The sequence below is a fragment of the Streptomyces sp. H27-D2 genome, from assembly GCF_035828615.1.
Taxonomy (GTDB): Bacteria; Actinomycetota; Actinomycetes; order Streptomycetales; family Streptomycetaceae; genus Streptomyces.
This window is the reverse complement of the sequence record NZ_JAYMZR010000056.1, coordinates 1-11,596: the sequence shown is the minus strand read 5'-3', so window position 1 is coordinate 11,596 and position 11,596 is coordinate 1. Positions and strand designations below refer to the sequence as shown.

General features: G+C 71.2%; 8 protein-coding genes. All 8 read left to right on the top strand.

Annotated elements, in window-relative coordinates:
- Window positions 1-263: 263 nt before the first annotated feature.
- The gene (locus QMK28_RS21030) at window positions 264-1,769 is read left to right on the top strand and encodes a sugar ABC transporter ATP-binding protein (RefSeq protein WP_326440310.1); all 1,506 of its coding nucleotides are present in this window, start codon (window positions 264-266) and stop codon (window positions 1,767-1,769) included.
- A 65-nt stretch (window positions 1,770-1,834) separates the two neighbouring features.
- The gene (locus QMK28_RS21025; protein ID WP_326440307.1) at window positions 1,835-2,782 is read left to right on the top strand and encodes an ABC transporter permease; all 948 of its coding nucleotides are present in this window, start codon (window positions 1,835-1,837) and stop codon (window positions 2,780-2,782) included.
- A gap of 116 nt (window positions 2,783-2,898) precedes the next feature.
- On the top strand, window positions 2,899-3,966 hold the full coding sequence (locus QMK28_RS21020; protein ID WP_326440228.1) for a substrate-binding domain-containing protein: 1,068 nt from the start codon (window positions 2,899-2,901) through the stop codon (window positions 3,964-3,966).
- A gap of 46 nt (window positions 3,967-4,012) precedes the next feature.
- Window positions 4,013-5,269: a Gfo/Idh/MocA family protein gene (locus tag QMK28_RS21015; protein WP_326440226.1), complete on the top strand. Its 1,257-nt coding sequence runs from the start codon at window positions 4,013-4,015 to the stop codon at window positions 5,267-5,269.
- Window positions 5,270-5,278: 9 nt separating this feature from the next.
- Complete coding sequence (locus tag QMK28_RS21010) at window positions 5,279-6,301, top strand: sugar phosphate isomerase/epimerase family protein (RefSeq protein ID WP_326440224.1); 1,023 nt, start codon at window positions 5,279-5,281, stop codon at window positions 6,299-6,301.
- Between the two features lie 382 nt (window positions 6,302-6,683).
- On the top strand, window positions 6,684-9,152 hold the full coding sequence (locus tag QMK28_RS21005; protein ID WP_326440222.1) for a carbohydrate-binding protein: 2,469 nt from the start codon (window positions 6,684-6,686) through the stop codon (window positions 9,150-9,152).
- Window positions 9,153-9,226: 74 nt separating this feature from the next.
- The gene (locus tag QMK28_RS21000) at window positions 9,227-10,555 is read left to right on the top strand and encodes a ThuA domain-containing protein (RefSeq protein ID WP_326440220.1); all 1,329 of its coding nucleotides are present in this window, start codon (window positions 9,227-9,229) and stop codon (window positions 10,553-10,555) included.
- Between the two features lie 376 nt (window positions 10,556-10,931).
- A partial coding sequence (locus QMK28_RS20995; protein WP_443050783.1) for an inositol-3-phosphate synthase occupies window positions 10,932-11,596 on the top strand: 665 nt, incomplete at its 3' end.

Sequence of the window (11,596 nt, the reverse complement as noted above, 5' to 3'; positions counted from 1 at the left end):
TACGGTCCCGCACCGCCGCACCACACGCCCGGTCCCGCACCGCCGCAGCCGCCGCAAGGCCCCCGCTTCGCCACGCCTCGCTTCACCCTGCCCGCTCACCGGCGCACCCGCCGAGGAGGTCCGCCATGGCACCAGAGCACGACGCACCACATCACGTCGCGCCAGAGCACGACGCACCCCAGCAAGCCGTACCGGAGCGCGAACACGGCTCCGGCTCCGGCTCCGGCTCCGGCTCCGGCTCCAGCTCCGATCCACTCCTCACCATGTCCGGGATCACCAAGTCCTTCCCCGGCGTCCGCGCCCTCGACGGCGTCGACCTGGACGTGCGCAGCGGTGAAGTCCACTGCCTGCTGGGCCAGAACGGCGCCGGAAAGTCCACCCTCATCAAGGTCCTGGCCGGCGCCCACCAGCCCGACGACGGCGAGATCACCTGGCGGGGCGCGCCGGTCTCCCTCAAGTCGCCGGTCGCCGCCATGCGGCTGGGCATCGCGACCATCTACCAGGAACTCGACCTGGTGGAACACCTGTCGGTGGCGGAGAACGTCTTCCTCGGCCACGAACGCGCCACCGCCGGCTTCGTACGGGCCCGCGCCGCCCGGACCGCCACCGCCGACCTGCTGCGCCGGCTCGGCCACCCCGAGATCGCGCCCGGCCGGATCGTCGGCACCCTCTCCGCCGCCGGTCAGCAGATCGTCTCGATGGCCCGCGCGCTCTCCCACGACGTGCGCCTGATCGTGATGGACGAGCCGTCCGCCGCCCTCGACCCCGACGAGGTCGACAACCTCTTCCGGATCGTCGGCGACCTCACCCGGGCGGGCGTCGCCGTCGTCTACATCTCGCACCGGCTGGAGGAGATCCGCCGCATCGGCGACCGGGTCACCGTGCTCAAGGACGGCCGCGCCGCCGCCCGCGGGCTGCCCGCCCGCACCACCCCCACCCGCGACGTCGTGGCCCTGATGACCGGCCGCAACGTCGAGTACACCTTCCCTGCCCGGTCCCCGGTGCCCGGCTCACCGGCCGGACAGGCTCGTAACACCCCGGTCCTCAAGGTCGAACGGCTCGCCCGCGAGGGGGAGTTCGAGCCGCTTGACTTTGAACTGCGCCCCGGCGAGATCCTCGGCCTCGCCGGACTCGTCGGCTCGGGCCGCTCGGAGATCCTGGAAACCGTCTTCGGCGCCCGCCGCGCCACCTCGGGCCGCGTCCTGGTCGAGGGCCGGCCGCTGCGGCCCGGCAGCGTCACCGCCGCCGTGCGCGCCGGGCTCGGCCTCGCGCCGGAGGAGCGCAAGGCGCAGGCGCTGCTGATGCTCGAATCGATCACCCGCAATGTGTCGGTCTCCTCGCTGTCCCGGTTCTCCCGGGCCGGCTGGATCGACCGCTCCGCCGAGCGCGCCGCGGCGCAAGCCGGCATCCGCGAGCTGTCGCTGCGCCCCGACGACCCCGACCGGCCGGTGCGCACGCTGTCCGGCGGAAATCAGCAGAAGGCCGTGCTCGCGCGCTGGCTGCTGCGCGGCTGCCGGGTGCTGCTGCTGGACGAACCCACCCGCGGGGTGGACGTCGGGGCCCGCGCCGAGCTGTACGCGGTGATCAGGGGGCTGGCCGACGACGGGATGGCCGTGCTGCTGGTCTCCAGCGAGGTGCCCGAAGTCCTCGGCCTCGCCGACCGGGTGCTGGTGCTCCGCGAAGGCCGCGTCGTGCACACGGGCCCGGCCTCGGAACTCGATGAACACCGCGTCCTCGACCTCGTCATGGAAGGCAGCCCGACGTGTTGAGCAGCTCGCCCGAGACCGTGCCCACCGATACCGGGAAGCCGGCGACAGCGCCGGGCCGAAGCCCGCTGCGTTCCCTCATCGAACACCTGGACCTGCGCAACCTCTCGCTGGTCGGGGTGCTGCTGATCCTCGTCGCGGTCGGCGGCTTCACCAAGCCCGACGAGTTCCTGAGCGTCGACAACCTCCAACTCGTCCTCACCCAGGCGTCCGTCATCGGCGTCGTGACCGTCGGCGTCACCTTCGTGATCATCAGCGGCGGCATCGACCTGTCCGTCGGCGCGATCGTCGCGCTCGCCTCGGTCTGGGCGACGACCGTGGCCACCCAGGAGTACGGGCTCGGCGGCATCCTGCTCTGCGCCGTGCTCGTCGGTCTCGCCTGCGGCCTGGTCAACGGCCTGCTGATCGCCTTCGGCGGCATGGTCCCGTTCATCGCGACCCTCGCCATGCTGGCTTCCGCCCGCGGCCTCGCGCTCCAGATAACCGACGGTAAGACGCAGGTCGTCGAGGTCACCTCGGTGCTCGACCTCGGCCTGCCGGACGCCTATGTGCTCGGCGTCCCGCCGCTCGTCCTGGTCTTCGCCGCCGTCGTGGCCGTCGGCTGGCTGCTGCTCAACAGGACGACCTTCGGCCGCCGTACGGTCGCCGTCGGCGGCAACCCCGAAGCGGCCCGGCTGGCCGGCATCGACGTCAAACGGCAGCGCTTGATGCTCTACCTGCTGTCCGGACTGTGCTGCGGCATCGCGGCCTTCCTGCTCGTCGTGCTCACCGGTTCGGGACAGAACACCAACGGCAACCTCTACGAACTCGACGCCATCGCCGCCGCCATCATCGGCGGCACGCTCCTGACCGGCGGCCGGGGCACCATCGTGGGCTCCGTCCTGGGGGTGCTCGTCTTCACCACGATCACCAACCTGTTCGCGCTGAACAACCTGCAGAGCGACGTCCAGCAGATCGCCAAGGGCGCGATCATCGTCGCCGCCGTACTGATCCAGCGCCGCACCGCGCGCACCTGACGGCGCGCACCGCCGCCCCGAAGGCCGTAGCCCCGAGAAGCCGTAGCCCCGAAAAGCCGTAGCCCCGAAAACCCGCCACCAGCTGATCCATCCGATCGAAGGGTTGGTCGTACCCCGTGCCCAAAACACCGCTCACCAGCCGCAGAGGACTGCTCCTGGGCACTGCCGCGCTATCCGCCGGCGGTCTGCTCAGCGCCTGCACCAGCAATGAGAGCAATGACGGCAAAGACACCGACAACACCGACAACACCGACACAGCGCCCGCCGGGGCCGTCGACGACAAGCCGGGCAAGGCCGTCACCATCGGCTTCGCCGGACCGCAGGCCGACCATGGCTGGCTCAACGCCATCAACGTGAACGCCAAGGACCGCGCGAAGAAGTACTCCGACGTCACCCTGGAGACCACCGAGGGCTCCAACGACACCGCCCAGCAGATCGGCCAGATCGAGACCCTGATCAACAAGAAGGTCGACGTCCTGGTCATCCTGCCCGCCGACGGCAAGGCGCTGACCCAGGTCGGCCTCAAGGCCATGAAGGCCGGCATCCCGGTCGTCAACCTCGACCGGATCTTCGCCTCCCCGCAGGCCTACCGCTGCTGGGTCGGCGGCGACAACTACGGCATGGGCCTCAACGCCGGCCGCTACATCGGCGAGCAGCTCAAGGACAAGAAGAACGCCAAGGTCGTCGAGCTGGCCGGCATCGACAACCTCGAACTGACCCGGCAGCGCTCCAAGGGCTTCGACGACGCGCTCAAGAACTACCCCAACATCAAGAAGGTCGCCCGGCAGGCGGCCGACTTCACCGTCGAGTCCGGCCAGGCCAAGATGGCCCAACTCCTTCAAGCCGTCAGCGACTTCGACGCGCTGTGGAACCACGACGACGACCAGGGCGTCGGCGCCGAGCGGGCCATCGAGCAGGCCGGACGGGACGAGTTCCTGATGGTCGGAGGGGCCGGCGCCCGGCGCACGATGGACGCCATCAAGGCCGACACCTCCGTCATCAAGGCCACCGTCCTGTACCCGCCGTCCATGGCCGCCTCCGCGATCGACCTAGCGCGCGCTCTCGGCCAGGGCAAGGGCGTCGGCGGCCTCGCCGAACACGAGATCCCCAGCTCGCTCACGCTGTACTCCGCCGTCGTCACCAAGGACAACGTCGACGAGTACCTGTCGACGGGCTTCAGCTGACCGGTGCGTGCCCGCCCCCACCGCGCCACCACGATCAGGAGGCCCCATGGACCGCACGGACAACGAGGAGACCACGCCCACCCTGGGCGTCGGCATGGTCGGATACGCCTTCATGGGCGCGGCCCACTCACAGGGCTGGCGCACCGCGGGCAGGGTGTTCGACCTGCCGCTGCGCCCCGTCATGTCCGCCGTCTGCGGCCGTGACCCGGCCGCCGTGCGGGCGGCGGCCGGCCGGCTCGGCTGGGCGGCGGCGGAGACCGACTGGCGGGCGCTCATCGCCCGCGACGACGTCCAGCTCGTCGACATCTGCACTCCGGGCGACAGCCACGCCGAGATCGCGATAGCCGCGCTGGAAGCGGGCAAGCACGTGCTGTGCGAGAAGCCGCTCGCCAACACCGTCGCCGAGGCCGAGGCGATGAACGCGGCGGCCGTACGGGCCCGTGCCCGCGGACAGCTGGCCATGGTCGGCTTCAACTACCGCCGCACACCCGCCATCGCGCTCGCCCGGCAGATGATCGAGGCGGGCCGGATCGGGGTGCTGCGGCATGTCCGGGTGACGTATCTGCAGGACTGGATCGTGGACCCGGAGTTCCCGCTCGTATGGCGATTGCAGAAGGAGTACGCCGGCTCCGGCGCGCTCGGCGACCTCGGCGCGCACATCGTGGACCTCGCCCAATACCTGGCGGGGGAGCGGATCGTGGGGGTCTCGGCGATCACCGAGACCTTCGTACGGGAGCGCCCGCTGCCCGCGGGGGCCGCCGCCGGGCTGAGCGCGGCCGCCAACGGCCGAGCGGCGCGCGGCCGGGTTACCGTGGACGACGCGGCGCTGTTCACCGGGCGGCTGGAATCCGGGGCCCTCGCCGCCTTCGAGGTCAGCCGGGTCGCGGCGGGCCGCAAGAACGCGCTCACCATCGAACTCAACGGCGACCGAGGCTCGTTGTCCTTCGACCTGGAGCGGCTCAACGAGCTCTCCTTCCACGACCACACCGAGCCCGCCGCCGCCGCGGGTTTCCGCCGCATCCTGGTCACCGAACCCGAACACCCCTACCTGGAGGCATGGTGGCCACCGGGCCACGGGCTCGGCTACGAGCACACGTTCATCCACCAGGCGCGCGACCTGGTGCACGCGATCGCCGCCGGGGCCGACCCGGCGCCGTCCTTCGCGGACGGCCTGCAAGTGCAGCGCGTGCTCGCCGCTGTCGAGGAGAGCGCCGCGCACGACAGCGTCTACACCAAGCTGCCGGCCTCCGCGAGCGCCGACGGAACCGGCCCCGTTCCCGCATCCGCTCCCGTGAGCCAGTAGGAGGCCCGGATGGCAAAGCCCTTCACGCTCTTCACCGGACAATGGGCGGATCTGCCGCTCGAAGAAGTCTGCCGACTGGCCCGCGACTTCGGCTACGACGGACTCGAACTCGCCTGCTGGGGCGATCACTTCGAAGTGAACCGGGCACTGAACGAGCCCGGCTACCTCGACGGCCGGCACCAGCTTCTCGACAAGTACGGCCTCAAGTGCTGGGCCGTCTCCAATCATTTGGTGGGCCAGGCCGTCTGCGACCATCCGATCGACGAGCGCCACCAGGCGATCCTGCCCGCCCGGATCTGGGGTGACGGCGAGCCGGAGGGCGTACGGCGGCGGGCGGCGGCCGAAATGGCCGACACCGCCCGCGCCGCCGCGGCCTTTGGCGTCCGTACGGTCGTCGGGTTCACCGGGTCGTCCATCTGGCACCTGGTCGCGATGTTCCCGCCGGTCCCGCCCGCCATGATCGAACGGGGCTACGCCGATTTCGCGGACCGCTGGAACCCGATCCTGGACGTCTTCGACGCGCAAGGGGTGCGGTTCGCCCACGAGGTGCACCCCAGCGAGATCGCCTACGACTACTGGACCACCCACCGGGCCCTGGAGGCGATCGGCCACCGGCCGGCCTTCGGGCTGAACTTCGACCCGAGCCACTTCGTCTGGCAGGACCTCGACCCGGTCGGCTTCCTCTGGGACTTCAAGGACCGCATCTACCACGTGGACTGCAAGGAGGCCCGCAAACGCCTCGACGGCCGCAACGGGCGGCTCGGCTCGCACCTGCCCTGGGGCGACCCGCGGCGCGGCTGGGACTTCGTCTCGGGCGGGCACGGCGACGTGCCGTGGGAGGACGTCTTCCGGATGCTGCGCTCGATCGACTACCAGGGCCCGATCTCCGTCGAGTGGGAGGACGCCGGGATGGACCGGCTGATCGGCGCGCCCGAGGCGCTGGCGACGCTCAAGCGCTACGACTTCGACCCGCCGGCGGCCTCGTTCGACGCGGCCTTCGGCGGCTCGGAAGGCGGCTCGGAAGGTAACTAGGACGGCTTGCCGGGCTCCGCGGCGGCTCAGGACCACCCCGGCCGGTACCGCCCCGGACTGCCCCGGCCAGGGCGTCCCGCCCCGTACGCGCCCGGCCCCGCCCGCCCCGTACAAGCCCGGCGGATACCCCTCCGCCGGGCCGCTGAACCCTGCCTCCCGCAGGCTTTGTCCATCCTCGGGATGAAGCCAACTTCGCTGTGGTGAAAGGGCTTTCGGTACCGGAAGAACGCCGCTACGGTCCTTGAGGTGTACGGGTCACCAGTACATCCTCCTGGGCGCGGCGGACCCGTCCGCACCCGGAACAGCCGGTCTCAAGGCACCCCCAGGCCCCGCCGGGCAGCACGGCCACTACCCGTCCGTCCCACCTCCCAGGAGGACACGCGTGCACAGGAAACGGCTCAGAACCCGCAAGGCTCTCGCGCTCGTCGTCAGCACCCTGTTCGCCGGCGCGTCATTCGCCCTCGCCGCCCCCTCGTCCTCGGCCCAGGACCTGCGCGAGCCGGCCGCCCCCGCCGCCGCGCCGCTCGCCGAGGACTTCCAGCAAGTCGCCCTGGCCAAGGGGGCCGAGGAGACCGGCGAGCCGATGACGCTCTCGGTGCTGCCGGACCGCTCGGTGCTGCACACCTCGCGCGACGGCACGCTCCGGCTCACCGACGCCGCAGGAAACACCAGGATCGCGGGCAAGATCCCGGTCTACTCGCACGACGAGGAAGGGCTTCAGGGCGTCGGCCTCGACCCCGGCTTCGCCGCCAACCGCTTCGTCTACCTCTACTACGCCCCGCCGCTCGACACCCCGTCGGGCGACGCGCCGGAGACCGGCACCGCCGCCGACTTCGCCCGCTTCGACGGCGTCAACCGGCTCTCCCGCTTTGTGCTGAAGACCGACGGGACCCTTGACGCGGCCAGCGAGAAGAAGGTCCTCGACGTGCCCGCCTCGCGCGGCATCTGCTGCCACGTCGGCGGTGACATCGACTTCGACGAGGACGGCAACCTCTACCTGTCGACCGGCGACGACTCCAACCCCTTCGCCTCCGACGGCTTCACCCCCATCGACGAGCGCCCGGACCGCAACCCGGCCTTCGACTCCCGGCGCGGCGCGGGCAACACCAACGACCTGCGCGGCAAGATCCTGCGGATCAAGGTCGGCGCGGACGCCTCGTACACCGTCCCCGCGGGCAACCTCTTCGCCCCCGGCACCGCCAAGACCCGCCCCGAGATCTACGCGATGGGCTTCCGCAACCCCTTCCGGATGAGCGTCGACAAGCCCACCGGCATCGTCTACGTCGGCGACTACGGCCCGGACGCGGGAGCGGCCGACCCCAAGCGCGGGCCCTCCGGCAAGGTCGAGTTCGCCCGCGTCACCAAGCCCGGCAACTTCGGCTGGCCCTTCTGCGTCGGCAAGAACGAGCCGTACATCGACTACGACTTCGCCACCAAGGCATCCGGCGACGCGTTCGACTGCGCCGCGCTCAAGAACACCTCGCCGCACAACACCGGCCTGACCGACCTGCCCCCGGCGCAGGAAGCGTGGATACCGTACGACGGCGGCTCCGTCCCCGAGTTCGGCACCGGCTCCGAATCGCCGATGGGCGGCCCGGTCTACCGCTATGACGCGGCGCTCGACTCCCCGGTGAAGTTTCCCCAGGCGTACGACGGCGACTTCTTCGCCGGCGAGTTCGGCCGCCGCTGGATCAAGCGCATCGAGCAGGGCGCCGACGGCGCCGTCCAGTCCATCAACGCCTTCCCCTGGACCGGCACCCAGGTCATGGACATGGAGTTCGGCCCCGACGGCGCGCTCTACGTCCTCGACTACGGCACCGCCTGGTTCGGCGGCGACGAGAACTCCGGGCTCTACCGCATCGAGAACGCCACCGACGGCCATTCCCCGGTCGCCCAGGCCAAGTCCGACCGGACCTCGGGCAAGACCCCGCTCACGGTCAAGCTCTCCTCGGCGGGCAGCTCGGACGCCGACGGCGGCCCGCTGACCTACGCGTGGGACTTCGGCGACGGTGGCACGTCCACGTCCGCCAACCCCACCCACACCTACCGGACGAACGGCACCTACACCGCGACGGTGACCGTCAAGGACACCACGGGCCGCACCGGCTCCGCGAGCGTCCACATCACGTCCGGCAACACCGCCCCGACGGTCACCCTCCAACTACCCGCGGACGGACAGCTGTTCACTTTCGGCGATGAGGTCCCCTTCAAAGTGAAGGTGACCGACCCCGAGGACGGGACCATCGACTGCGCCAAGATCAAGGTCACCCACATCCTCGGCCACGACAGCCACGGCCACCCCGTCACCTCGGCCACCGGCTGCTCGGGCACCATCAAGACCTCGGCCGACGGCGAGCACGACCCCAACGCCAACATCTTCGGGGTCTTCGACGCCGAGTACACCGACAAGGGCGCGAACGGCCAGCCCCCGCTGACCACCCACGACCAGAACGTCGTCCAGCCCAAGCACCGCCAGGGCGAGCACTACAACGAGTCCAAGGGCGTCAAGGTCGTCAGCCACAGCACGGCGCACGGCGGCAAAGCGGTCGGCGACATCCAGAACGGGGACTGGATCTCCTTCAAGCCGTATGTGCTCTCCAACGCGGCGTCGCTCACCGCCCGGGTCTCCTCCGGCGGGGCCGGCGGCAGGCTCGAAGTACGGTCCGGCTCCCCGACCGGCAAGCTGCTCGGCACCGCCACCGTGCCGGTGACCGGCGGCTGGAACACCTTCAAGGACGTCCGAACCACCCTGAGCAACCCGCCGTCCGGCACCACCGCGCTCCACCTCGTCTTCAAGGGCGGATCCGGAGCGCTGTACGACGTGGACGACTTCACCGTCGCGACCCGCTGAGCAGCCCCACCCGCTGACCAGCCCGGGGAAGGCTGCCCCCGCCGCCTTCCCCGGACCGCAGGAAGGAGCCCCGCATGAAGCACCGCTCCGCACGCCTCACCGCCGCCGCGGCGGTCCTCCTCCTCGGCGCCCTCGCCCTGCCCTCGCAGGCGAGCGCCCGGGAGGAGCCCCGCGAGAACGCGCAGGACCGGGTCCTGGTCTTCTCCAGGACGGCCGGCTTCCGGCACGACTCCATCCCGGGCGGCATCGCCGCGCTCAAGGACCTCGGCGCCAAGCACGACTTCGCCGTCGACGCCACCGAGAACCCGACGGCCTTCACCGCCGCCAACCTCGCCCGCTACGACGCCGTCGTCTTCCTCTCCACCACCGGAGACGTCCTCAACCGCACCCAGCAGACCGCCTTCGAGCAGTACATCGCCGCAGACGGCGGCTACGTCGGCATCCACGCCGCCGCCGACACCGAGTACGACTGGCCCTTCTACGGCGGCCTGGCCGGCGCGTACTTCGACTCGCACCCCGTGATCCAGCGCGCCACGGTCAAGGTCGAGGACCGCGCGCACCCCGCCACGGCCCACCTCGGCCGGACCTGGGAACGCACCGACGAGTGGTACAACTACCGCACCAACCCCCGCGACCGGGCCCACGTCCTGGCAAGCCTCGACGAGTCCACGTACAGCGGCGGCACGATGAACGGCGACCATCCCATCGCCTGGTGCCAGGAGTACCGCGGCGGCCGGTCCTTCTACACCGGCGGCGGCCACACCAAGGAATCCTTCACCGACCCCGTGTTCCGCACCCACCTCCTGGGCGGCATCCGCTACGCGACCGGCGCCGTCAAGGCCGACTGCCGTCCCGAGCAGGGCTACAGCCCGCTCTTCGACGGCTCGTCCACCACCGGCTGGAAGCAGGCGGGACCGGGCTCCTTCACCCTCGCCGACGGCACCCTGACCTCCGCCGGAGGCATGGGACTGCTCTGGCACAAGAAGGAAATGCGGTCCTACTCGCTCAAACTCGACTGGCGGATGACCGGCGACGACAACTCCGGCGTCTTCCTCGGCTTCCCCGCCTCCGATGACCCCTGGTCCGCGGTCGACAAGGGCTACGAGATCCAGATCGACGCCACGGACACCCCCGACCGCACCACCGGCTCGGTCTACGGCTTCAAGTCGGCCGACCTCGCGGCGCGCGACCGGGCGCTCAACCCGCCGGGGCAGTGGAATACCTATGAGATCCGGGTGGAGAAGGAGCGCCTCAAGATCTGGCTGAACGGCGTCCAGATCAACGACTTCACCAACACCGACCCGGCCCGCAGCCTGACCAGCGGCCACGTGGGCATCCAGAACCACGGTGCGGCTGACGAGGTGTCGTTCCGCGATATCCGGGTCAAGGAGCTGAGCGGATAGCGGGCGGCAGCGGGCCGAGGCCGCGGGCGGCGATCCGCCGCCGCCACTGACAGGCCCTGCGCCGCGGCGGGTCGGCCCTGCTGCGGCGCAGGCTGCCGGGCGGTACGGGGCGGTCCGATCCGGTCCGGATGGTCCGGGCTCGCATGGGTACGAATCGCACGGCACGGCACGGCACAGCACGACACGGGCTCATCCGGCACAAGGCAGCAACAGGTGCGGCAGGCGCCGCGCAAGCACGGACTGTAGGCACGGCGCACCGCACGCACGACCCACGACCCACCGCGTATCGCACGCACGACCACCGCGCGCCGCAGGCACGACGCACCACACACACCAAGCGCCGCAGGCACCACGTACCACGCCCATCGGGAGGCAGATCGTGACCACCCCAGCCGCCACACCCGCTGCCGACAGGCAGCCCCGCACCGGAGTCTGGTTCATCGGCGCCCGGGGCTCGGTCGCCACCACCGCCGTGGCGGGCTGCGCCGCGCTCGCCGCCGGGCTGCACCCGCCGACCGGCATGGTCACCGAGACCGCCCCCTTCGCCGACAGCGGGCTCCCGCCGCTCGCGAGCCTCGTCTTCGGCGGCCATGACACCGCCTCCTGCCCCCTCCCGAAGCGCGCGGAAGTCCTGGAGGCCGGCGGCGTCCTCCCCTACGGTCTGGCCGCCGCCCTACGGTCCGAGTTGGCCGCCGCGGACTCGGCGATCCGGACCGGCGGCCCGCAGTCCGACGACGAGCGCGGTGACGAGGAGCTGATCGCCGCGTTCGCCGCCGACTTCACCGACTTCGTCCGTGATCACGACCTCAGCCGGGCCGTCGTGGTCAACGTGGCGTCCACCGAGCCGTTGCCCGACCCGGCCGGGGAGCGGCTGCCCGCCAGTTCCCTCTACGCCGCCGCCGCGCTGCGCGCGGGCTGCCCGTACGTCAACTTCACGCCCTCCACCGGCCTGCACACCCCTCGCCTGCGCGAGGCCGCCGCGGAGGCGACCGTGCCCTACGCGGGCCGCGACGGCAAGACCGGCCAGACTCTGCTCCGCTC